Here is a 22,290-nt window from a genome sequence, read left to right as displayed (position 1 = left end):
CGTCGAGCACCGCGGCACGGGCCACTGGGCGCGCGAGGTGCACGACGTCGTCACCGCCGGCGACGGCCCCGGCCCGCACCTCGTGGTCGGCGAGACGTTCAGCCGTGGCGGTGTCTGGTCCAGCTTCCCTCCGCACCGGCACGCGCTGGACGACGGCCCGCGCGAGACGCACCACGCCGAGGTCTTCCACGTCCGGGTCGAGCCGCCGAGCGGGTTCGCGGTGCTGCTCGACTACCCGGACGACGCGCGGTCCGAGTCCGCGCGCGTGCTGCACGACGGCGACGTCGTGGACGACGTCGTCGGGTTCCACTCCTTCGCATGCGCGGGAGGGCACGAGCTCTACTACCTGTGGGCGCTGTGGGGGCAGGAGCCCGTCGCGCGGTTCCGGACCGACGAGCGGCACGCGTGGGTCGAGGAGCGTCGGTGACGGCGCCCCCGGGCCTCGGGCTCGCGACCGTCCGCGCGGTCGAGTGGGCCGCCCTGGGCGAGCCGCTGCGCCTCGTCGACGTGCCGCGGCCCGAGGTGGAGCAGCCCGGTGACCTGGTCCTCGACGTGCACGCCGCCCACTTCGGGGCGGCACTGCGCCGTGCGGTGACGGTCGGCCACCCCCGGATCGCCCCGCCGCGCGTCCTCGGCAGTCTCGTCGCCGGGGTCGTGACCGCCGCCGGGGACGACGCACCCGCCCGCCCCGGCGACCGTGTGGTCGTCGATCCGCACCCACCGTGCGGGACCTGCGACGCCTGTCGACGCGGCGTGCCGGCCGTCTGCGCGCACACCGCGGCGCCGCGCCCCGGCGGCCTCGCGCAGACGGTGCTGGTCCGCACCTCCCGCTGTGCCGTCGCCGTCGTCCCCGACACCCTCACCTTCGCGGAGGCGGTCCATGCCGAGCTGCTCGCGTGCGTGCTGGAGGCCGCCGACCGCGGAGGCGTCGCCGGTGGCAGCGACGTCGTCGTGCTGGGCAGCGGCCCGCTCGCGCTCCTCGCCGTTCAGGTCAGCCGCCGCCGGGGTGCGCGCGTCACGTGCGTCGCACGCCGACCCGCGAGGGCCGCAGCCGCACGGCGCCACGGCGCGCAGGCCGTCCTCGACGACGCCCTCGCCGCGCTCGACGACGACGAGGTGCCGCAGGCCGACGTCGTGCTGGAGATGTCGGGTGACCCCGCGGCGCTCGCCACGGCGTTCCGGCTCGCCGCACCCGGCGCCCGCGTCGTCGTGTTCAGCGGCTACCCGCCCGGGACGACCGTCCCCGTCCCTGTCAACCGCCTGCACTACGACGGGCTGCACGTCGTCGGGAGCTACCACTACCGCCCCGGGCTGTTCGGCCGCGCCCTCGACCTCCTTGCCGCGGGCGACGTGTCGCTCGAGGGCATCCTCACCCACCGCCTCGGCCTCGCCGACGCCGTCCGTGCGCCCGACGTCTCGGGGGACCCGGACTGCGTCTCCCTGGTCGTCGAACCGCACGCCTGACCCCCGGAAGGAACCATGCCCGCGATCCTCCGCACCACCTCCGTGCGCCCCACCCCCGCCGCTGCCGGCCACCTGCTCCGCCTGCGTCGGATCCTCGACGCGGACGGTCGCACCGCGATCCTCCCCCTGGACCACGCGATCACCTTCGGTCCGCGCGGCGGTCTGGAGTCGGCGTCGGCCGTCGTGGACGTCGCCCGCCGGGCGGGGTTCAACGCCGTCATGCTCCGTCCGGGGCTGGTGCCTGCCGTCCTCGACGTCGACACCCGTGACCTCGGTCTGATCCTCTGCGTCACCGGGCGCCTCGACCGCGGGGTCGACCACGTGCTGCTCAGCAGCGTCGAGGCGGCCGCGGCGAGCGGTGCCGATGCCGTGTGCGCCGAGTTCAAGCTCGGTTCCGAGGGCGAGCTCGCGAACGCCCAGGTCGTGAGCCGTGTCGCCGAGGAGGCGCACCAGATGGGCCTCCCGGTCCTCGTCACCGTCTACGCGCTGCCCGACATCGTCGCCCGCTCGGGTGCCGACGCCCACGTGCACGCGTGCCGGGTGGCCGAGGAGCTCGGCGCCGATCTCGTGAAGACCGGGCTGCCCGACGACGACGCGCTCGTGCGCCGGTGCGTCGAGGCCACCACGGTCCCGGTCGTCGTCGCCGGCGGGACGGCCGACGGCACCGGTGCGCTGGTCGAGCGCGTCGCCCGTGCCGTCGCCGCGGGGGCCGCGGGCGCAGCCGTCGGGCGGAGCATCTGGGGCGCGGACGACCCGTACGACGTCGCAGTGCGGGTCCGGCACGCGGTCGCCGGCGACGTGACCGCGACCCGCCCCCTGGCCCGCGACGGGGTCGCGTGACGACGACCGCGGCCGCCGCCGCACCCGCCCTCTTCCGCAACCGCGACTTCGTCCTGCTGTGGGTCGGCCAGCTGACCTCGCAGCTCGGCAACGCGGTCACCGCGTTCGCCCTGCCCGTGCTCGTGCTGGGGATCACCGGGTCACCTGCGCAGACCGGCGTCGTCCTCGCCGCGCAGCAGATCCCCTACCTCGTCATCGGCCTGCACGCCGGGGTCTCGGTGGACCGCTGGGACCGCCGCACCACGATGGTCGTCGCGGACGCCGTGCGGTTCGCGGCGCTGCTCGCCGTCGCGGTCACCGCCTACGTCGGGACCCTCGAGCTCTGGCACCTGGTCGTCGCGTCGGTCGTCAGCGGGATCGCGTTCACCTACTTCGACGTCGCGGACAACTCCGCCTTCCCGCGGGTGGTCAGCACCGAGCAGCTTCCCCGGGCCGCGTCGCTCGCGGAGGGCGGCGCCACCGCGGCCCAGCTCCTCGGCCCGCTCGTCGCCGGGATCCTGCTCGGACTCGGCAGCACGCAGCTGCACGGTGCCGCCTTCACCTACGGCCTGGACTCGCTCACCTTCCTGGTCGGCATCGCCCTGCTGCTGGGCATCCGTCGGCCCCTGCAGGAGCCGCGGGCAGCCGGGGCGACGCCCGAGCCGGTGCGCCGGGCGCTCGCCACGGGCGTCTCCTTCCTCGTGCGGCACCGGGAGCTGCGCTGGTTGGCCGGGCTCAACTTCGTCGTGTGCGGGCTGCTCGCGCCGATCCAGCTCATCCTGCTGACCCGTGGCGAGGCGGACGGCCTCACCACCGAGCGGCTCGCCCTCGTGTTCACGCTCGGCGGCATCGGCGGCATCGTCGGGGCGGCGCTCACACCCGTGCTGCGCCGGTGGCTCGACCACCGGCAGGTCATGGTCCTGGCGACCGCCACCTGGGGGGCGAGCACCGCCGTCGCTGCGTCCGGGTCGGGCCTCGCCCCCCTGGTCGGGTCGTGGCTGCTCTTCGCGCTGATGGTGCCCGTCTACTTCTCCACCATGTACGCGCACCGGGTCACCCTGATCCCCGACGAGGTGCTCGGTCGGGTCAACAGCATCTACCGCCTCCTCTCCCAGGCGTCTCCGCCCGTCGGCGTCGCGCTCGGCGGCGTCCTGGTCACGTGGGCCGGGCCTGCCCCCGTCGCCCTCGCCCTCGCCGTGTGCTTCCTGCTGACCGCGGCCGTCACGTGGATCGTCCTGGCACGCCCGGCCGACCCGCCCGAGATCGGTGGCGACCGCCGCCGGTCGGTCGAGCTCGCGCACTTCGACCGGGCGTACGCCCGGTCCGACGACCCCTGGTCGACACTCACGTCGGACTACGAGCGCGAGAAGACGGCGCTCGCCGTCGCGGCGCTCCCGCGCGAGCGCTACGGACAGGCCCTGGACCTGGGCTGCGGCGTCGGAGCCCTCACCCGGGAGATCGCGCGCGTCGCCGGGTCCGTGGTCGCCGTCGACGGGTCGACCCTCGCCGTGTCCCGGGCGACCGAGCGGCTGGCGCACCTGCCCGACGTGACCGTCCGACGCGTGGTGCTGCCGCCCCGGACGGACCTGGGCGGACCGTACGACCTCGTGGCGATGTCCGAGGTCGGGTACTACCTCACACCCGACGACCTGCACCGGACCGCCGAGGCGGTCGCCGCGGCCATGCGGCCCGGTGCCGACCTCCTGCTCGTCCACTGGACCCACGACCACCCCGACCACGTGGTGCTCGGCGCCGAGGTGCACGACACGTTCGCCGCGAACGCCGCGTTCGAGCGTGTCTCACGGCACCGGCACACGCTCCACGGCAACTCGTTCCAGATCGACGTCCTCCGGCGGGCGTCCACCACGCCGGCCGGCCACCGAACGGAGAACCGATGACCATCGCCATCGACCGCGATCTCACCTGGTCGACCCTCGTGCGGTCCGCGCGCGACATCGCCGGCAACGCCCTCGAGGAGGTCCGCTCCGGCGCACCCGACACGGTCCGCCCGCCGGACGCGATCGCCGACCTCCGGTCCGCGGGCCTCCTGCGAGCAACGCTTCCCGTCAGGCTCGGCGGGTCCGACCTCGGCAACCCCCGCACGCCCGGTGCCGTGCGGGCCCACCTCGACGTCCTGCGGACGCTCGGCGCGGGGTCGCTCTCGACCGCGCGCATCTGGGAGGGTCACGCGAACGCGCTCCAGGTCATCGAGGCGTTCGGAGGTCCGGGCGCCGAGGCGATGCTGCGAGAGATCGTCGAGCAGGACGCCGTGGTCGGCCTGTGGAACACGAACGACGCCCGCGACAAGGCCAGGCTCACGGCCCAGGCGGACGGCGGCTACACGCTCACCGGCGGCAAGAGCTTCGCGTCGGGCACAGGCCTGTGCGCCCTCGCGCTCGTCGGCGCGACGCTCGTCGTCGACGGCGAGGACCGGGGCTGGCAGCTCTCCCTCGTCGACACGACCGACGAGACCGTCACGGCGGACACGTCCTGGTGGGACGTCATGGGCATGCGCGGCTCGGTGAGCGGGACCATCGCGTTCGGCGGCACCCCGGTCGCACCCGACCGCCTGGTCGGCGGGCCCGAGGACTACCACCGCCAGCCCTGGCTCGTCGCCGGCGTGGCCCGCTACGCCGCCGCCCAGCTCGGCGCCGCCGAGCAGCTCCTGGTCGAGCTCGCGACCGCGCTGCGCTCGGGACGGCGCGACACCGACGAGGTGCAGCTCGGACGCGTCGCGGAGGTCGCCCGCCTGCTCGAGGGCGGCCGGCTCTGGCTCGACCGGTCCGCCGCACTCACCGAGGCGCTCGGTCCCCTCTTCGACCCGGCGGCGACCGTCGGCGACGGCGACGCCGCACGGCTCGACGAGTTCGCCGCCTACCTCGGCATGACGCGACTGTCGGTCGAGCACGCGTCCCTCGAGACCCTGCGACTCGTGGAGCAGGCACTGGGCGCGAGGTCGTTCGTCCGCCCGTCGGTGGTCGAGCAGCTGCACCGCGACCTCACCGTCTACCTCCGTCAGCCCGCACGCGACGCCTCGGTCGCACGCGTCGGGCGCTGGGTCCTCGGCCAGGACCTCGGGACGGACGTGCTGTGGTCGCGGTGACCACCGTCGACGGCGACCAGCGCCTCGTCGTCGTCGGGCTCGGCTACGTGGGGCTCCAGCTCGCGACGGCCGCCGCGTCGACGGGCATGCGGGTCGACGGTGTCGACATCGACCCGACCGTCGTCGCCCGGCTCCGCCGCGCCGAGTCGCACATCGACGACGTCCCCTCCGCGACCGTGGCGACGCTCCTCGCCGGCGGCAACCTGCGCTTCACCGAGGACCTCTCCGTCGCGGAGCACGCCGACGTCGTCGCGATCTGCGTCCCGACCCCGCTGGACGCCCACGGCGACCCCGACACGGACAGCATCGCGCGCGCGGCGCGCAGCCTCGCCCGCCACCTGCGCCCAGGCACGCTCGTCGTCCTCGAGTCGACGTCGTACCCCGGCACCACCGAGGGTCTCGTGCAGCCCGCCCTCGAGGCGAGCGGGCTGCACGCCGGCCGGGACTTCCACCTCGCGTTCTCGTCGGAGCGCATCGACCCCGGCAACGAGCGGTTCCACGTGCGCAACACGCCGAAGGTGGTCGGGGGGCTCACCGAACGCTGCACCGACCGCGCGGTCGCGCTCTACGAGCGCATCGCGTCCGAGGTCGTCCGCGCGGCCGGGATACCCGAGGCGGAGATGTCGAAGCTGCTGGAGAACACCTACCGGTACGTCAACATCGCCCTGGTCAACGAGCTCGCCCAGGTCTGCGAGCGCTTGTCCATCGACGTGTGGGACGTCATCCGTTGCGCGGCCACCAAGCCGTTCGGCTTCCACTCGTTCTCGCCCGGACCCGGTGTCGGCGGGCACTGCATCCCCGTCGACCCGCACTACCTGAGGTGGCTCACCCGGCAGGCCACCGACAGGGACTTCCGCATGATCTCGGCCGCGCAGTCCGTCAACGACGGCATGCCGGACTACGTGGCGGACCGGATCGCCGCGGCGTTGACCGAGGACGGCGTCGACGTCCGGGGCGCCCGCGTGCTCCTCCTCGGGGTCACCTACAAGCCCGACGTGGCGGACGACCGCGAGTCGCCGGCCTACGACCTGGCGGCCGAGCTCGCCCGGCGCGGAGCCCAGCTCGTCTACCACGACCCGTTCGTGACGTCGTGGACCCGGCCCGACGCGACCGCAGACCGCGCCGAGGACCTGGAACAGGAGCTCGCCAAGGCGGACATCTCGGTGCTGGTCCAGCCGCATGCCGTCTACCGGTCGCTGCCCCTGTCGACGGCCAGGCGGGTCTTCGACCCGCACGGGACCCTGACCGGCCCGACCGTCGTGCGGCTGTAGGCACTGGCGGGGGCGCGTGCGGCGGCCCGGGAGCGCGCCGCGACCCGCCGGCACCGTCCACCTCGTCCGCGACCGGCTTCCGGGGCAGGCGTCGTCGTGTCGAGATCCAGCCCAGATCGACCGCGCGGGTGGCGCACTTTGACCGCGGCCATCCGGAGAGATCGGCGGGCAACCTACGTCGTCCATCAAGGCCGTCGTCTGGTCCTTCAGTCCGCCTCGCAGACGCAGAGCTGGACAGCGGCATCCCCGGTGAACGGTCGACCGGACCAGTCGCCGAATCGCTCGACGAGCCGAAGCCCGCCCAGTGAGAGCAGGAGCGGCAGCTCCTGGGGAAAGATGCTCCTGATCTCCAGCGGCACGACGACGACGTCGGCCTCGGACTCGGACTCGGTCGAGAAGTGCCACGTCCCGCGAGTGACCTGCGCAGCCGCGTCGTAGGTGTCCGCGACGTCGACGTGCACGACGCCACGATCGGGGTCCACGAACGACAGGTCCTCGCGCCTCCGTCGAACGCCGTCGGCGTGCGCAAGCATCAGCGCGCTCGGGTTGAACACGTCGAAGACGAGACGCCCTCCTGGCGCCAGGTGCCTCCGCACCGACCGGAAGCAGTCGACCAGGTCCGACGCCCCATGCAGATGGAGCAGCGAGTTGGCGGCGATGATCACGAGGTCGAACGTTCGGCCCAGGTCGAACCCGCGCATGTCGCCCTGCACCCAGTCCAGCTCCACGCCGCGCTCGTCCGCCTTGCGCTGAGCCTCGGCAAGCATGGCCGGCGAGAGCTCCAGGCCCACGCACCGATGCCCGTCGGACGCGATCGGGATCAGCTTGTTGCCTGTCCCACACCCGAGTTCCAAGACAGACCCGCCCTGCCGGTCGGCCTCAGCCCGGTAGAAGTCGACCGCCGGCTCGCGGGCCGGGAACAACCGGTCGTACAACCTTGCGTCCGAGTAGAACTGTTCGCTCATGCAGCGAGTCCTCCTACGACTGAACGACGCGTCGAGTAGTGGGACAAACTAGGATGAGTCGGGTCGTGAGACGAGAAGGCTCCCATAGTCAATGCACCTTGCACCTCGACACGTAAGCAGCGAGTCAGGCCTGCATGTCGACGAAGCGCGAGTAGTGCCCCTGGAATGCCACGGTGATCGTGTCGGTCGGGCCGTTTCGGTGCTTGGCCACGATCAGGTCCGCCTCGCCCGCGCGCGGCGACTCCTTCTCGTAGGCGTCCTCGCGGTGCAGCAGGATCACCATGTCGGCGTCCTGCTCGATGCTGTTGTGGACCGCGATGCCGTTCGCGATGAAGTTGTGGGTGCCGAGCACCGTCGCGTCGAAGACCGGCTGCTCGCCGAGCGGCTCGATCGCGACGACCTCGTCCCACAGCAGGTCGTTGACGGCCATGATCTCCAGGTCCTCGCTGCCGAGGACGTCGGCGATGCGACCGAGACGCTGCCGGGACGGCGCACGCTTCCAGAGCGCCGAGCCGCAGAACTGCGTGCCGATGGCGGCGGCGAACTCGCGGTGCGTCATGCCCTGCTCGACGAGCAGCGCACGGACGTCGTCCCACACCTGGCGCGGCACGGTGTCGACGTTGGTGTTGCCCCGCGTCTCGCGCACGATCTGCAGCAGGCGCTCGGCCTGCAGGCCACGCGCACCGTGCACGCCGATCTCCTGGAGGAAGCGGCGCTGGTCGTCGACTCCGGAGATGTCGAGCGTGTACCCGTGGCGGTAACCCGCCTTGGGGGTGGCGGTCCGGACCCGCGTGGAGATGCCGAACCGCAGGAGCAGACGTGACAGGTCGTCGACGAGCCGGCGTGACGTCGAGGCGTAGTAGATCCGGCCGCCGCGGCCGTCGGCCCGCACGGTCACCGAGCCGTCCGTGGCCCAGATGTGCCGCAGGAACAGCGCGATCTGCTCCTTGGGCAGGTGGAACACCGACGTCGGCACGAACTTCTCGTGGCTGCGCGCACCGAAGAGCCCGAAGTCGTCGAGCCACTCCGCGATCGGGTTCCGCTTCCCGCGGGCCAGGCGGTACGGCGCGGGCAGGCGCAGCGTCGTGACCCGGGCGGCCGCGTAGTCGTCGCGGATCGGCGTGATCCCGAAGGCTCCCGCGGCGTCGGACACGGCCGCGAGGTTGGCCTCGTCGACCGAGGCGTACCGGACCGGCTGGCGCTTGACGAACGACCCGTCGCCGAGCAGGTGCGCGAGCATGACGACCTGCCGGTCGTCCCACGCGGCGCGCTGCTCCGGTCCCGGCACGTGGCGCGGCACGCCGAGGCGCGAGCCGACCTCCAGCTCGCCGAGCGGCGTCCACCCCTCGTAGGTGAGGAAGGGGTGGTTCGCGGTCGCCGTGACCTCCTTGCCGGAGGCGAGACGGAGGCGGTAGACGGGCTTCACGCCCGTCGGGAAGACGTGCGTCATGTGCCGACGGACGTACTGCAGCCGCTCGTCGAGCGCCCAGATCGGCACGTCCTTCGCACCCAGCGCGAAGAGCTCGCCCAACGTCGTCTCCGCCCCGGTGTCGGCGCGCAGGATCCGGGTGTCCTCGGTGAGGCAGCCCGACTCACGCAGGTCGCTCATCTGCGGCTTCTTGTCGGTGCGCTGCTCAGGACCACGGTTCAGCTGCGAGATCGCGATGACCGGGACCTCGAGCTCCTTCGCGAGCAGCTTGAGCGCACGCGAGAACTCCGAGACCTCCTGCTGACGCGACTCGACGCGCTTGCCGGACGTCATGAGCTGCAGGTAGTCGATGATGACAAGCTTGAGGTCGTGCCGCTGCTTGAGCCGCCGCGACTTCGCGCGGATCTCCATGAGCGACATGTTCGGCGAGTCGTCGATGAACAGCGGCGCCTCGGAGATCTTGCCCATGGTGGCGGCGACCTTCGCCCAGTCGTCCTCCCCCATCTGACCGGTGCGCATCTTCTGCAGGTGCACGCGCGCCTCGGCGGACAGCAGACGCATCGTGATCTCGTTGCGGCTCATCTCGAGCGAGAACACGACGGACGTCATGCCGTGCTTGATCGACGCGGAACGCACGATGTCGATACCGAGCGTCGAGTTGTGCGTCGGGACCATCGACCGGCTGGCGAGGTACAGGTGCGAGACGTGGTCGATCTGGACGCACCGCACCGGCACTGACTCGATCGGCTCGACCGACACGATGAACCGCTGTGTCAGCCGCGCGGTCGACGGACGGCGACGCTCCTTGTGCACGAGACGCTTGCGCTCCAGCGCGAACACGTCGTCGTCGGTGGTGAAGGTCAGCGTGAAGCAGGTCGAGCGCGACTCGTCCCGACCCGCGACCCGCCTCGTCGACCAGCCCGTCCGGTAGCCGAGCGAGTGCACGAGCTCGCGGACGTCGAGCGCCAGACGCGCGTCCGTGAGGGCGATCTGCACGCTACCGGTCGGGTTCACCGTGCCGTCGGTGTCGAGCAGCCCGGCGAGCAGGTCGCGACGCTGGGCCTCGCTCGCCCGGAGGTAGGCCGCAGGGATGTGCTTGTCGCCGAGCACGGCGAGGCTGCGCAGACGTCCCTGCACCGTTCCGTACCGGTCGTGGCAGTCCTGACAGCGCGCGAGCCCGGTCGTCGGAACGCCGCAGTCCGGGCACGTCGGCACGGGGACCGGCGCCGACAGCATCGTGACCCGTCCGCCGCACGACCGGCCGCACGTCCTCACCTGGGAGCGGGCGGGCACGAACGTCGTCCCGCAGACCTCGCACGCACGCTCGGAGACGACGGTCGGCGGCATGAGGAGCGTGTAGAGCCGGGCGGCACCGCCGCGGTCGGCCGCAGCGCGCGCGACGAGCCCGCGGCCCTCGATACGCATGGCGATCTCGGGGTCAGCGCTGGTGAAGCGGGCGGACGCGGTGTGGCCGTCGCCCAGCCACACCCCGAGGACGTACGGGTCGACAAGCAGGTCCGCATCGGGCAGGTCGAGCGCGGCGGCCGTGTCGACCGAGTGGTTCGCACGACCGTCCGCGGTCGCGCAGCGGACGGTGTCGTGGATCTCCTCCGTCGTCCAGATGCCCGGCGTGCCGCCACCGGGGTGCCGGCGGTCCGCGCGCGTGCGGGTCTCCCACTCGTGCTGGGCGTCGGCGACGATCGTCGTCCCGTCGTCGAACGTGACGCGGTAGCAGGGGCGGCCGGTCATGGCCGGAGTCGCGGCGACGACCTGCGTGGGCGTCCCGTCGGCGGCGAGGAGCCAGTCGCCGACGGCGACCTCGCCCATCGTCGTCCAGCCGGTGGGTGTCGGGAGCGGGGTGTCGAGCGCGAGGGCCTTGCCGATGGCGGGTCGGGCCGCGACGACGATCATCTGGCCCGGGTGCAGGCCGTTCGTCAGACGGTCGAGGTCGGAGAACCCCGTCGGGACGCCGATCATGCCCTCGCCGCGGTGGCCGGCGGCCTCGATCTCGTCGACCGTGCCGCCGATGATCTCGCCCAGCGGCAGGTAGTCCTCGGACGCGCGTCGCTCGGTGACGGCGTAGACCTCGGCCTGCGCGTTGTTGACGATCTCGTCGACGTCGCCGCCGTCGGTGCCGTACCCGAGCTGGACGATGCGCGTGCCGGCCTCGACGAGCTTGCGGAGGATGGCGCGCTCGCGCACGATCCGCGCGTAGTAGCCGGCGTTCGCGGCGGTCGGCACGGAGGAGATGAGGGTGTGCAGGTAGGGCGCGCCGCCGATGCGCTGGATGTCGCCGCGCTTGGTCAGCTCGTCGGCGACGGTGATCGCGTCGGCGGGCTCGCCGCGGCCGTACAGGTCGAGGATCGCGTCGTAGACGGCCTCGTGCGCGGGGCGGTAGAAGTCGGTGCCCTTGATCTGCTCGATGACGTCGGCGATGGCGTCCTTCGAGATCATCATGCCGCCGAGGACCGAGCGCTCGGCCTCCAGGTCCTGCGGCGGGGTGCGGTCGAAGCCCCCGTTGCCCCGTCCGGTGTCGGACGGTGCCCCGTACTCGAGCTCCTCGATGCTCACTGGCCGCCCAACCCCCGTACCGATAGATTTCGAACTTCTGTTCTAGCAGGGGCCGCCGACAATCCCGGTCCACGTACCGTCCACCGTGCCCGGTCCTGCCATGCTCACGCGAGGTTAGGCCCCTGTCGGGCGGGTACCAAACGGGTGTGTGGACGACGCCTGTGGACCACCTGTGGACCGCGCCTTGGTGACTGTGCACAGTCCGTGGACAGTCCTGTGGACAGAGAATGAGTTTCTGATCTGTCAGTGTGCTGACCAGCGAGAACGCGCCACACCGCATGTGGACGCGAGAAAGGTTGGGCGAGATTTCATCTGACGGACATCGCCCGTCCGCCGTGGACCGGCAGATACTGGCCCTCGCCGTTCCGGCCCTCGGCGCACTGGTCGCCGAACCCCTCTTCGTCCTCGTCGACTCGGCCGTCGTCGGGCACCTGGGGACGGCCTCGCTGGCCGGTCTGTCGCTCGCCTCGACGGTCCTCGTCACCGTCGTGGGGTTGTGCGTCTTCCTCGCATACGCCACGACCGCGGCCGTCGCCCGGCGTCTCGGTGCGGGCGACCGGGAGGGCGCGCTGCAGGTCGGCGTCGACGGCATGTGGCTCGCCCTGGGCCTCGGGATCGCCCTCGCCGCCGTGACGTGGCTCGCCGCCCCGTGGGTGATCGCAGCGCTCGGCGCGACGGGCGACACCGCCCACGAGGCCGTCGTCTACCTGCGCTGGTCCGCGCCCGGACTGCCCGGGATGCTGCTCGTCCTCGCGTCGACCGGGGCCCTGCGCGGACTGCAGGACACCCGCACCCCGCTCGTCGTCGCGACCGCCGGGGCCGTCGTCAACGCCGTGCTCAACGTCGCGCTCGTCTACGGCGCGCACCTCGGGATCGCCGGGTCCGGGCTCGGCACCGCGCTCACGCAGCTCGCCATGGGCGCGGTGCTCGGCGCCGTCGTCGTGCGCGGCGCACGCGCGGCCGGCTCACGACTGACACCGCACGCCGCAGGGCTCTGGGCCAACGCGCGCGCCGGCGCTCCCCTGCTCGTCCGCACCCTGTCGCTGCGCGCCGCGATCCTCGTCACCGTGTGGGTCGCGACCGGCCTCGGGTCGACCGCCCTCGCCGGGCACCAGGTCGTCAACGCCCTCTGGGGGCTCGCCGCGTTCGCGCTCGACGCCCTCGCCATCGCCGCGCAGGCGCTCGTCGGGCACGCCCTCGGCGCCGGCGACGTCCCCCGCACCCGCGCGCTGCTGCGCCGCACCCTCCAGTGGGGCGTCGGGGCGGGCGTCGTCCTCGGCCTGCTCATCGGCGGTGCGTCGTGGCTGTACGTCGGCCTCTTCACGCCCGACCCCGCCGTCCGGCACGCCGCGGTCGTCGCCCTCGTCGTCACCGCCGTCACCATGCCCATGGCGGGGTGGGTGTTCGTGCTCGACGGCGTCCTCATCGGCGCCGGCGACGGCCGGTTCCTCGCGTGGGCGGGCGTCGCGACCCTCGTCGCGTACGTGCCCGTCGCGCTGGCCGTGCGCGCCTGGGCACCCGACGGTGCGGTCGGCCTCGCGTGGCTGTGGGCGGCGTTCGCGGGCGTGTTCATGCTGGCCCGCGCCGTCACGACCGGCTGGCGCGCCCGCGGCACGGCGTGGATGGTCACGGGCGCCTGACCGCCGCGCGCGAGATCGTCAGCTCGCGTCGAGGTCGTGAGCTCGCGCCGAGGTCGTCGGCTCTGACTCACGACCTCGACCGGAAGTCACGACCTCGGCGGCGACGCGGCCGTCCGCTGACAGCAGACGGCCCGCACCCCCGACCGGCCGTGGTGCGGGGCTAGCGTGGCGGGCAGGCGCACGACGACGGGAGACCTCATGACGCACGACCTCGCGGCCGGCCCGCTCCCGCCGAGCGCGCCGTCGACCGACCGTCGCGTCGAGCACCGAGCCGCGGCCGGCCACGATCACCTCCCCGCGCGCGGCCACGAGCACCTCGCCGCGCCCGGTCGCCCGCGCCCCGCCGAGCATCGCGTCGAGCCCCTCCTGCGGCGCCTCGTCGGCGCGGTCCTGCGCGAGCGACGGGAAGACCAGGGCCGCACCCTGCGGGACGTCGCGCTCGACGCCCGCGTGTCCGTCGCCTACCTCTCCGAGATCGAGCGCGGGCGCAAGGAGGCCTCGTCCGAGGTGCTGGTCGCGGTCTGCCGCGCGCTCGGCCTGCGGCTCGTCGACCTCGTGGGTGCCGCGCACGCGGAGCTCGCCCGCGCCGACGGGCGCGTCGTCGTCGACCTGGCCGACCCCCGACGCGGTCGCACCCCCGCCCTGGCCGACGAGCACGCGCCCGAACGGCCGACGCTCGTCGACCTCACGACGACCGGCGCGACGGTCACCGCGATCCGTCCGCGCGGCACAAGCGGCGCGCGCGGCACCGTGTCCGACGCCGTCCTCCTCGCCGCCTGACCCCCGGTCGCGCACCCGACCGGACGCAGGACAAGTCGACGCCCACCTCCCCGCGCGGCCGGCGGGCGTCGACCGTCGTCACGCCGCGACCGGCACGTCCTTCAGCGTCGTCACCACCCGGTCCGCGAGCCGGTAGTCCACGGCCTGCTGCGCCGTGAGGATGAGGTCTCGGTCGGTGTCCCGGCGCAGCCGTTCGACGCTCTGCCCGGTGTGCCGCGACAGGATCTCCTCGACCTGCCCGCGCAGCCGCAGGATCTCGGCGGCCTGGATCTCCAGGTCGGCGGCGGTCCCCTCGGCACCCCCGGACGGCTGGTGCAGCAGCACCCGGGCGTGCTCGAGGACGTGCCGCTGCCCGGGCGCCCCGGCGGCGAGCAGCACCGCCGCGGCGGACGCGGCCTGGCCCAGGCAGAACGTCGCGACGGGTGGGCGGACGTACTGCATCGTGTCGTAGACGGCGAGGAGCGCGGTGATCGAGCCGCCCGGTGAGTTCACGTACACGTGGATGGGCAGCTCGGCGCTCTCCGACTGCAGGTGCAGGAGCTGCGCGATGACGACGTTCGCGACGCCGTCGTCGATCTCGGTCCCGAGGAACACGATGCGGTCGGACAGCAGCCGCGAGTAGACGTCGGACGCCCGCTCCCCCGTCGGCCGCTGCTCGACGACGTACGGGATCGAGTACTGGCCGGCCATCACAGGCCCGCCTTCCGGAGCGCGCCGTCGGGCCGGACGTCGTCGAGGTGCTCGACGACCTTGTCGACGAACCCGTACTCGAGGGCCTCCTGCGCGGTGAACCACCGGTCACGGTCGGAGTCGCGCTCGATGGTCTCGACGGTCTGCCCGGTGTGCTCGGCGGTGAGGCTCTGCATGGTGCGCTTCACGTGCGCGAGGTTCTGCGCCTGGATCGCGATGTCGACGGCGGTGCCGCCGATGCCCCCGGACGGCTGGTGCATGAGAATCCGGGCGTGCCGCAGCGCGAACCGCTTGCCGGGCGTCCCGGCGCTGAGCAGGAACTGCGCGGCCGACGCGGCGAGCCCCATGGCGAGCGTCGCGACGTCGTTCGGGATGAGCCGCATGGTGTCGTACATGGCGAGCGCGGCGCTGACGGACCCGCCCGGTGAGTTCAGGTAGAGCGCGATGTCGCGGCGCGGGTCCTCGGCGGACAGCAGCAGCAGCTGGGCGCAGACGCGGTTGGCGACGGCGTCGTCGACCTCCTGGCCGAGCACGACGATGCGCTGGTGCAGCAGCCGTGTCGCGAGGTCGTCGTCGAACGGTCGGGCGGGTGGTGCGGCGGTGCGGTCGGTGACGGTCATCGGGGCCTCCTCGGGCGAGTGGTGCATCGGCCCTTCGACGTTCGCACCGCCGCCACGCCGCTGACCCCTGCCTCTGCCCTGAGCAGATCCGCCGCAGGCAGACGCCGACCCCACGACCCACGCGCCGACCCCGTCATGGGGACCGCTCGCGGCCCCTCAGCGGTCACGATCACGGGGTCGAGCACCGCGGAGCGGGCGGGAGACGTGTGAGGGACGAGTAGCCGCGGAGCGGGCGTGGGACGTGCGAGGCGACGCCCAGTCGGACGGGCGGGAACGACAGAGGCCCCCGGGACCAGGTGGTCCCAGGGGCCTCTGTACGTCAGGCGGGTGTCAGCCGGCGACGACCTTGACGGTCACCGTGGCGGCGACGTCCGCGTGCAGGCGGACGGACACCTTGTACTCGCCGAGGGCCTTGATCGGCTGGCCGATCTCGACCTTGCGCTTGTCGATCGCCGGGGCGCCCGACGCCTTGACCGCGTCCGCGATCTCGGCGGTCGTGACCGCACCGAACAGGCGACCGGCGTCGCCGGCCTTCGCCGTGACGACGACCGGCTTCGACTGCAGCGAGTCGCGGACGGCCTTCGCGTCGTCGAGCGTCGCGATCTCGCGGGCCTTGCGGGCCTTGCGGATCGCGGTGATGTCCTTCTCGGCACCCTTGGTCCACGGCGTGGCCAGGCTGCGCGGGATGAGGTAGTTACGGGCGTACCCGTCCTTCACCTCGACGACGTCGCCGGGGGCACCGAGGCCGGTGACCTCGTGGGTCAGGATGATCTTCGCCATGTCAGGTCTCCTTTCTCAGCGGGCCGACGACGAGTACGGCAGCAGGGCCATCTCGCGGGCGTTCTTGACGGCACGGGCGATCGCGCGCTGCTCCTGCACGGACACGCCCGTCACACGACGCGCGCGGATCTTCCCGCGGTCGGAGATGAACTTGCGCAGGAGCGCGGTGTCCTTGTAGTCGACCGACTCGATCTTCGCGGCCTTGAGGGGGTTCTGCTTCTTCTTGGGCTTACGGACAACGGCCTTGGCCATCGTGGTGCTCCTTCGTTCGGAGCCCCGGGTTTTGCCGGACCCGGGGATGGGGATGTCTGGGGTGTGCGCGGACCCGCCGGTCAGAACGGGGGCTCGTCGGAGTAGCCGCCGCCGGACCCACCCGCGGGCGTCGCCCACGGGTCGTCCTGCTGGCCGCCACCACCGGAGCCGCCGTACCCGCCGCCGCCACCGGAGCCGGAGCCGCCGCCGAAGCCGCCACCCCCGCCACCGCCGCTGAAGCCGCCGCCGCCCGAACGCTGGGTCCGGGTGACCTTGGCCGTCGCGTAGCGCAGCGAGGGGCCGACCTCGTCGACCTGCAGCTCGTACACGGTGCGCTTCTCGCCCTCACGGGTCTCGTAGGAGCGCTGCACGAGGCGGCCGGTGACGATGACACGGGTGCCCTTGGTGAGCGACTCGGCGACCGACTCGGCCGCCTCCCGCCAGATGGAGCAGCGCAGGAACAGCGTGTCGCCGTCCTTCCACTCGTTGCTCTGGCGGTCGAACGTGCGGGGCGTCGACGCGACGGTGAAGTTCGCGACCGCAGCCCCCGAGGGGGTGAAGCGCAGCTCGGGGTCCCCTGTGAGGTTCCCGATCACCGTGATGGTGGTCTCACCAGCCATGCCAGCTCCTCGCTCGTTCGATCAGTCGGGTGGGTCCGCAGAAAGACTCCGCACGGTACGCGCGGAGTCCGACAGTCACGCGTCGGCGCGCAGGACCTTGGTCCGCAGGACGACCTCGTTGAGGCCGAGCTGACGGTCGAGCTCCTTGGCGGTCGCGGGCTCCGCGGTGAAGTCGACGACGGCGTAGATGCCCTCGGACTTCTTCTTGATGTCGTACGCGAGGCGACGACGGCCCCAGATGTCCACCTTGTCGACCGTGCCACCGTCGGTCTTGACGACCGACAGGTACTTGTCGAGCGACGGGGCGACGGTGCGCTCCTCGATCTCGGGGTCGAGGATGATCATGAGTTCGTACTGACGCAGGCTCATACCCACCTCCTCTGGTCTCAGCGGTCACGGTCGTTCCGTGACAGGAGGGTTCTGTGCGTCGCTGTGCTCACGCTTCCCGCCGATCGGCGGCGGACGTGCGTGGGCACAGCAAGGACCAAGCCTACCGGCCCGTCGGCGCCCGCAGAAATCGCGGGTCGACAGGCCGGTGGCCTGGACGTGCTAGCCGCCGTTACCGCCCCCGGCACCCGCTCCGGCGCCGGCTCCCCCGGCGCCCGCGCCCGCCGTGGCGGTCGGTTGCGGTGCGGGTGGCTGGGTCGCGGGCGGCTGGGTCGGCTGCGGCTTGGGTCCGGTCGACACGACGATCGTGATCGCCGTCCCGGCCGGGACCTCGGCGCCGGCCTTCGGCTCCATGCGGATGACGCGGCCGGTCGTCACGGTGTCGGACGACTCGTTGACGACGGCGATCGTGAGGCCGGCGGCGTCGAGGGTCGCGGTCGCGTCGGCCTCGAGCTTGCCCTCGACGTTCGGCACCGACACGTTCGCCGGCGCCGGCGGCGCCTCCTCGACGGGGGCCTCCGTGGGCGACTCCGAGACGGTCGGCGTCGGCGTGGGCTTGCCGCCGACGTTCGCGCGGGCCGGGAACTCCAGCACGTCCGCGTACTGCGGCAGCGTGAACGCCTGGCCCATGTACGCGGCCCACAGGAACGAGGGCCACGTACCACCGGTGATGTACTCGATGGTGCGGCCGCGCTTGTCCTTGCCGAACGCCTGGATCGTCTCCTGGGACTTGCCGTCCTCGCCGACCTGGCTCATCGACACGGCCGTCGCGATGTTCGGCGTGAAGCCGACGAACCACGACGCCTTGTTCTCCTGCGTGGTGCCGGTCTTGCCGGCGATCGGGCGGCCGAGCGGCTTGACCCAGTCCTTGCCCGAGCCCTTCTCGACGACCTGCTGCATCGCGAAGGCGGTGTCCGCCATGACGTCGGACGCGAACGCCTGCTCACCGCCGGTGTCGAACGTGAACGCGGTGGAGCCATCCCAGTTGTCGACCTTCGCGACGATGTGGGCCGGGATGTGCCGACCCTGGTTCGCGATCGTCGCGTAGGCGCTCGCCATGTCGAGGGGGTGCACGATGTCGGTGCCGAGCACGTTCGAGACGTTGGCGGGGTCGATCGTCGTGCTGATCCCCGCCCGTTCGGCGACCTCGGCCGTCTTCGCCGCGCCGATCTCGATGTTGAGCTGCGCGTAGACGGTGTTCACCGAGTCGGCCGTGGCGTCGACGAGGTCGATGTTGCCGAACTGCCCACCCTTGCCGAGGCCGAAGTTCTTGACGTCCTTCGTCCCGCCCTCCCACTCGGGGAACCGCTGCGGCGACTGCCCGTCGTAGCGGGTCGTCAGGCTGATGCCGTCCTCCAGCGCGCCGATCAGCGTGAACGGCTTGAACGTCGAGCCGCCCTGGATCTTGTCCCACGCGGCGCGGTTGATCTGGTCGGTCTCGTCGTTGGGTCCGCCGTACAGCGCGACGATGCCGCCGGTCAGCGGGTCGACGGACGAGATCGAGATCTTGGTGCGGGCGTTCGGCGTGGCCCCGTCCATCCCCTCGAGCGTGCCGGTGCGGAACGCGGTGGCCGTGGCGACCGCCTGGTCCTGCAGCGGCTTCTGGATGGTCGTGTAGACCTGGTAGCCGCCGCGGTCGATCTTCTCGTCGCTGAGGGCGAGGGGCTTCTGCTGGAGCTCGTCGCGGACCATCTGGAGCAGCAGCCCGTTGGGCCCGACCTTGTCGTTGGTGCGCTCGTACGGGAACCACTGCGGGAACACCATCGCGGCGCGGTCGGCCTGCTTGACCCAGCCCATCTCGACCATCGCGTCGAGCACGATGTTCCAGCGCGCCTCGGCCTTGTCCGGCGCGACCGCCGGGTCCCACTTGTTGGGCGACGGGATGATGCCGGCGAGCAGCGCGGACTCCTCGACGGTCAGCGCGGCCGCGTCCTTGTGGAAGTACGCCTGCGCGGCCGTCTGGATGCCGTAGGTGTTGCGGCCGAAGTAGATGGTGTTGAGGTACCGCTCGAGGATCTGCTCCTTGTCGAGCTCCCGCCCGAGCTTGACGGCGAGGATCGCCTCGCGGGCCTTGCCGACGTAGTCGGTGGTGGTCGAGAAGTAGTAGCGCTCGACGTACTGCTGGGTGAGCGTCGAGCCACCCTGCTTCTTGCCCTGCGTGATGTTGATGTAGAGCGCGCGCGCCATGCCGACCGGGTCGACGCCCGAGTTCGTGAAGAAGGTCTTGTCCTCGGCGGCGGCGACGGCCTGGCCGACGTAGGGGGGCAGCGTGTCGTACCCGACGAGCTTGCGGTTCTGCATCGAGAACGTGCCCATGACCTCGCCCTTGCCGTCGGGGTCACCAGGGTCGGCGGCGTAGTAGACGGTCGTCGTCTGCGCCTTGTTCTCGTCGTTCGCGTCGGGGACCTTCACGGAGTTGTACGCCGCGACGGCGCCGCCGAGGCACAGGAAGAAGAACGTGAGGAAGGTGCCGAGCACGAACCGCCACGACGGCAGCCAGCGGTGCAGGCCGTGGTAGCCGGAGCGCGGGTAGTCGAAGAACCGGCGCTTGCGGGCGGTCCCGGCGGAGGCCGCGGCGGTGCCGGCGGTGGCGCGCGACGCCGGACGTGCGCGGGTACCGCGTCGCGACCGGGGGGGCGTGGCGCGCCGGTTCGAGCCTGCCAAGGCGATGCCTTCCTGACGACGACAAGTCAGCGGTGCGGCGTCCGGGGCGAGGGGCCGCATCCGGGCGCACGTCTGCCGCGGTGCCCAGTATGGGGGAGGCCCCTGTGCCCGCCCAGGCTCTTGACGGGCCTCTCGCGAGAGCCTTCACACGATCGGCACGTGCTCCTCGGGCGTCCCCCGCGAGCGACGAGGGGTCTGTGGCCCGCGTCACCGACCTGCGCCGGGACGGGTCGCCGGAGCGGACGGACTTGTCCCGAGGCATCGACTCGACATAGTCTCCAGATGTATCGAGTTGATACATCGCCGCGACGACGTCGTCCGGCCGTCGTCCGATTCGTCCGCGCCAGCCGTGCAGCGGACCGTACCAAAGGCCCGAAGGAGGTGGCGCTGTGCGCGGTCGTTCCGACGTCCTCGAGCCCGCCATCCTCGGGCTCCTGCACGAGTCCCCCATGCACGGGTACGAGCTGCGCAAGCGCCTCAACCTGGTGCTCGGCTCGTTCCGCGCGCTGTCCTACGGCTCGCTCTACCCGTGCCTCAAGTCGCTCGTCGACCGCGGCTGGATCGTCGGCACCGAGTCGACGCCCGGCACCGGGCACGCCGTCGCCAGCAAGCGCGCACGGATCGTCTACCAGCTCACCGCCGACGGCAAGGAGCACCTCCAGCAGGTGCTCGCGTCGTCCGGGCCGTCCAGCTGGGAGGACGAGAACTTCGACGTCCGGTTCGCCTTCTTCGGGCAGACCGACGCCGAGACCCGTCTCCGGATCCTCGAGGGCAGGCGCACCCGCCTCACCGAGCGGCTCGAGACGATCCGGCTGTCCTTCGCCCGCACCCGCGAGCGCATGGACGAGTACACCCTCGAGCTCCAGCGGCACGGCCTCGAACAGGTCGAGCGTGAGGTCCGCTGGCTCGACGGGCTCATCGACAACGAGCGCGGCCACCGTCGCGCGCGTACCGCAGGCACCGGCCGCCCGGCCGGAGCCGACTCCCCCGCTGTGCCGTCCGACTCCGTCGACACGGCGAACACCACCGAGAAGGAGCGAGGATGACCTCCATCCGCGTCGCCATCGTCGGCGTCGGCAACTGCGCCGCGTCGCTGGTCCAGGGCGTGCACTACTACGCCGACGCCGACCCGAACGGGACCGTCCCCGGTCTCATGCACGTGCAGTTCGGTGACTACCACGTGCGTGACATCGAGTTCGTCGCGGCGTTCGACGTCGACGCGAAGAAGGTCGGCTTCGACCTCTCGGAGGCGATCGTCGCCTCGGAGAACAACACCATCAAGATCGCCGACGTCCCGCCGACCGGTGTCACGGTCCAGCGCGGCCACACGCTCGACGGCCTGGGCAAGTACTACTCCCAGACCATCGAGGAGTCGGACGCGGAGCCGGTCGACATCGTCGCCGCCCTGCGCGAGGCCCGCGTCGACGTCCTCATCTGCTACCTGCCCGTCGGGTCGGAGGCCGCCGCGAAGTTCTACGCGCAGGCCGCCATCGACGCGAACGTCGCGTTCGTCAACGCCCTGCCCGTCTTCATCGCGTCCGACCCCGAGTGGGCCGCGAAGTTCCAGGCCGCCGGCGTCCCGATCGTCGGCGACGACATCAAGTCGCAGGTCGGCGCGACCATCACGCACCGCGTCCTCGCGAAGCTCTTCGAGGACCGCGGCGTCGTCCTGGACCGCACGTACCAGCTCAACGTCGGCGGCAACATGGACTTCAAGAACATGCTCGAGCGCGAGCGCCTGGAGTCCAAGAAGGTCTCGAAGACGCAGGCCGTCACCTCCAACCTCACCGGCCCGCTCGGTGGCAAGAAGGAGGACCGCAACGTCCACATCGGCCCGTCGGACTACGTCGCGTGGCTCGACGACCGCAAGTGGGCGTACGTCCGCCTCGAGGGCCGCGCGTTCGGCGAGGTCCCCCTGAACCTCGAGTACAAGCTCGAGGTGTGGGACTCCCCGAACTCGGCCGGCATCATCATCGACGCCCTGCGCGCCGCGAAGATCGCCAAGGACCGCGGCGTCGGCGGCCCGATCCTGTCCGCGTCGACGTACTTCATGAAGTCGCCGCCGGTCCAGATGGAGGACACCCTGGGCCGCGCCCAGCTGGAGGCCTTCATCGCGGGCGAGAACGAGCGCTGATCTGGAGCGCAACGCAGGTTGAGAGGGTCGGTGCGTCAGCACCGGCCCTCTCGGCCGTAGTGGAGCGCAAGACCAGCGCGACCACAGGAACGAGCGCTGAT

At 72.2% G+C, this 22,290-nt stretch carries 19 protein-coding genes; 10 read left to right on the top strand and 9 right to left on the bottom strand.

Translation table 11 applies throughout. The annotated features are described in order from the left end of the window. From CBZ_RS02720 to CBZ_RS02695, 6 genes are all read left to right on the top strand, one after another. On the top strand, positions 1 to 427 hold a 427-nt coding region (locus CBZ_RS02720; protein ID WP_165446619.1), incomplete at its 5' end, for a 5-deoxy-glucuronate isomerase. Continuing rightward, positions 424 to 1,464, top strand: coding sequence for a zinc-dependent alcohol dehydrogenase (locus tag CBZ_RS02715; RefSeq protein ID WP_165446618.1), 1,041 nt, complete (start codon positions 424 to 426; stop codon positions 1,462 to 1,464). The genes CBZ_RS02720 and CBZ_RS02715, both read left to right, overlap by 4 nt. 15 nt (positions 1,465 to 1,479) lie before the next feature. Continuing rightward, positions 1,480 to 2,304 (top strand): class I fructose-bisphosphate aldolase, encoded by an 825-nt coding sequence (locus CBZ_RS02710; protein WP_130780069.1) that lies wholly within the window; start codon positions 1,480 to 1,482, stop codon positions 2,302 to 2,304. Continuing rightward, a complete protein-coding gene (locus tag CBZ_RS02705; RefSeq protein WP_165446617.1) occupies positions 2,301 to 4,181 on the top strand; it encodes an MFS transporter in 1,881 nt (626 codons plus the stop codon). The genes CBZ_RS02710 and CBZ_RS02705 overlap by 4 nt, the downstream gene beginning before the upstream one ends. Further along, positions 4,178 to 5,386 carry an acyl-CoA dehydrogenase family protein gene (locus tag CBZ_RS02700; RefSeq protein ID WP_130780067.1) on the top strand — a complete coding sequence of 403 codons (1,209 nt, stop codon included), beginning with the start codon at positions 4,178 to 4,180 and terminating at the stop codon, positions 5,384 to 5,386. The genes CBZ_RS02705 and CBZ_RS02700 overlap by 4 nt, the downstream gene beginning before the upstream one ends. Then, positions 5,383 to 6,657 (top strand): nucleotide sugar dehydrogenase, encoded by a 1,275-nt coding sequence (locus CBZ_RS02695; RefSeq protein WP_130780066.1) that lies wholly within the window; start codon positions 5,383 to 5,385, stop codon positions 6,655 to 6,657. The genes CBZ_RS02700 and CBZ_RS02695 overlap by 4 nt, the downstream gene beginning before the upstream one ends. 206 nt (positions 6,658 to 6,863) lie before the next feature. Here the strand turns inward: CBZ_RS02695 and CBZ_RS02690 are convergent, their stop codons facing one another. Beyond that, positions 6,864 to 7,622, bottom strand: a complete 759-nt coding sequence (locus tag CBZ_RS02690; RefSeq protein ID WP_130780065.1) for a class I SAM-dependent methyltransferase — start codon at positions 7,620 to 7,622, stop codon at positions 6,864 to 6,866. A gap of 124 nt (positions 7,623 to 7,746) precedes the next feature. After that, positions 7,747 to 11,622 carry a replicative DNA helicase gene (locus tag CBZ_RS02685; protein WP_130780064.1) on the bottom strand — a complete coding sequence of 1,292 codons (3,876 nt, stop codon included), beginning with the start codon at positions 11,620 to 11,622 and terminating at the stop codon, positions 7,747 to 7,749. A 278-nt stretch (positions 11,623 to 11,900) separates the two neighbouring features. On the opposite strand from CBZ_RS02685, the gene CBZ_RS02680 reads away from it, so the two are divergent. Together CBZ_RS02680 and CBZ_RS22075 are read left to right on the top strand one after the other, a co-directional pair. After that, complete coding sequence (locus tag CBZ_RS02680) at positions 11,901 to 13,262, top strand: MATE family efflux transporter (protein ID WP_130780071.1); 1,362 nt, start codon at positions 11,901 to 11,903, stop codon at positions 13,260 to 13,262. Between the two features lie 198 nt (positions 13,263 to 13,460). Then, a complete protein-coding gene (locus CBZ_RS22075) occupies positions 13,461 to 14,042 on the top strand; it encodes a helix-turn-helix domain-containing protein (protein ID WP_130780063.1) in 582 nt (193 codons plus the stop codon). Between the two features lie 78 nt (positions 14,043 to 14,120). On the opposite strand, the gene CBZ_RS02670 is transcribed toward CBZ_RS22075, so the two are convergent. From CBZ_RS02670 to CBZ_RS02640, 7 genes are all read right to left on the bottom strand, one after another. Beyond that, the gene (locus CBZ_RS02670; protein WP_130780062.1) at positions 14,121 to 14,732 is read right to left on the bottom strand and encodes a ClpP family protease; all 612 of its coding nucleotides are present in this window, start codon (positions 14,730 to 14,732) and stop codon (positions 14,121 to 14,123) included. Continuing rightward, on the bottom strand, positions 14,732 to 15,352 hold the full coding sequence (locus CBZ_RS02665) for a ClpP family protease (RefSeq protein ID WP_130780061.1): 621 nt from the start codon (positions 15,350 to 15,352) through the stop codon (positions 14,732 to 14,734). The genes CBZ_RS02670 and CBZ_RS02665 overlap by 1 nt, the downstream gene beginning before the upstream one ends. 330 nt (positions 15,353 to 15,682) lie before the next feature. Then, positions 15,683 to 16,132, bottom strand: a complete 450-nt coding sequence (gene rplI, locus CBZ_RS02660) for a 50S ribosomal protein L9 (RefSeq protein ID WP_130780060.1) — start codon at positions 16,130 to 16,132, stop codon at positions 15,683 to 15,685. 15 nt (positions 16,133 to 16,147) lie between these two features. After that, complete coding sequence (gene rpsR / locus CBZ_RS02655; RefSeq protein ID WP_013772910.1) at positions 16,148 to 16,384, bottom strand: 30S ribosomal protein S18; 237 nt, start codon at positions 16,382 to 16,384, stop codon at positions 16,148 to 16,150. Positions 16,385 to 16,464: 80 nt separating this feature from the next. Beyond that, positions 16,465 to 17,004, bottom strand: a complete 540-nt coding sequence (locus CBZ_RS02650; RefSeq protein WP_130780059.1) for a single-stranded DNA-binding protein — start codon at positions 17,002 to 17,004, stop codon at positions 16,465 to 16,467. 75 nt (positions 17,005 to 17,079) lie between these two features. Continuing rightward, positions 17,080 to 17,373, bottom strand: coding sequence for a 30S ribosomal protein S6 (rpsF, locus tag CBZ_RS02645; protein ID WP_130780058.1), 294 nt, complete (start codon positions 17,371 to 17,373; stop codon positions 17,080 to 17,082). Positions 17,374 to 17,553: 180 nt separating this feature from the next. After that, a complete protein-coding gene (locus CBZ_RS02640) occupies positions 17,554 to 20,055 on the bottom strand; it encodes a transglycosylase domain-containing protein (RefSeq protein ID WP_130780057.1) in 2,502 nt (833 codons plus the stop codon). A 389-nt stretch (positions 20,056 to 20,444) separates the two neighbouring features. Here CBZ_RS02640 and CBZ_RS02635 point away from each other — a divergent pair, with 389 nt between their 5' ends. After that, positions 20,445 to 21,101 carry a PadR family transcriptional regulator gene (locus tag CBZ_RS02635; protein WP_130780056.1) on the top strand — a complete coding sequence of 219 codons (657 nt, stop codon included), beginning with the start codon at positions 20,445 to 20,447 and terminating at the stop codon, positions 21,099 to 21,101. Further along, positions 21,098 to 22,189 carry an inositol-3-phosphate synthase gene (locus CBZ_RS02630; protein ID WP_130780055.1) on the top strand — a complete coding sequence of 364 codons (1,092 nt, stop codon included), beginning with the start codon at positions 21,098 to 21,100 and terminating at the stop codon, positions 22,187 to 22,189. The genes CBZ_RS02635 and CBZ_RS02630 overlap by 4 nt, the downstream gene beginning before the upstream one ends. Positions 22,190 to 22,290 lie beyond the last annotated feature (101 nt).

This window comes from Cellulomonas biazotea, from assembly GCF_004306155.1.
GTDB classification, from domain to species: domain Bacteria; phylum Actinomycetota; class Actinomycetes; order Actinomycetales; family Cellulomonadaceae; genus Cellulomonas; species Cellulomonas biazotea.
This window is presented reverse-complemented; position numbering and strand designations above follow the sequence as displayed.

Excerpts from the sequence above, each read along its gene's own strand:
- rplI (WP_130780060.1), bottom strand. The coding sequence starts at position 16,132 with ATGGCGAAGATCATCCTGACCCACGAGGTCACCGGCCTCGGTGCCCCC.
- CBZ_RS02700 (WP_130780067.1), top strand. The coding sequence starts at position 4,178 with ATGACCATCGCCATCGACCGCGATCTCACCTGGTCGACCCTCGTGCGG.
- CBZ_RS02680 (WP_130780071.1), top strand. The coding sequence starts at position 11,901 with ATGTGGACGCGAGAAAGGTTGGGCGAGATTTCATCTGACGGACATCGC.
- rpsF (WP_130780058.1), bottom strand. The coding sequence starts at position 17,373 with ATGAGCCTGCGTCAGTACGAACTCATGATCATCCTCGACCCCGAGATC.
- CBZ_RS02630 (WP_130780055.1), top strand. The coding sequence starts at position 21,098 with ATGACCTCCATCCGCGTCGCCATCGTCGGCGTCGGCAACTGCGCCGCG.
- CBZ_RS22075 (WP_130780063.1), top strand. The coding sequence starts at position 13,461 with ATGACGCACGACCTCGCGGCCGGCCCGCTCCCGCCGAGCGCGCCGTCG.
- rpsR (WP_013772910.1), bottom strand. The coding sequence starts at position 16,384 with ATGGCCAAGGCCGTTGTCCGTAAGCCCAAGAAGAAGCAGAACCCCCTC.
- CBZ_RS02690 (WP_130780065.1), bottom strand. The coding sequence starts at position 7,622 with ATGAGCGAACAGTTCTACTCGGACGCAAGGTTGTACGACCGGTTGTTC.
- CBZ_RS02665 (WP_130780061.1), bottom strand. The coding sequence starts at position 15,352 with ATGACCGTCACCGACCGCACCGCCGCACCACCCGCCCGACCGTTCGAC.
- CBZ_RS02710 (WP_130780069.1), top strand. The coding sequence starts at position 1,480 with ATGCCCGCGATCCTCCGCACCACCTCCGTGCGCCCCACCCCCGCCGCT.
- CBZ_RS02670 (WP_130780062.1), bottom strand. The coding sequence starts at position 14,732 with ATGGCCGGCCAGTACTCGATCCCGTACGTCGTCGAGCAGCGGCCGACG.
- CBZ_RS02650 (WP_130780059.1), bottom strand. The coding sequence starts at position 17,004 with ATGGCTGGTGAGACCACCATCACGGTGATCGGGAACCTCACAGGGGAC.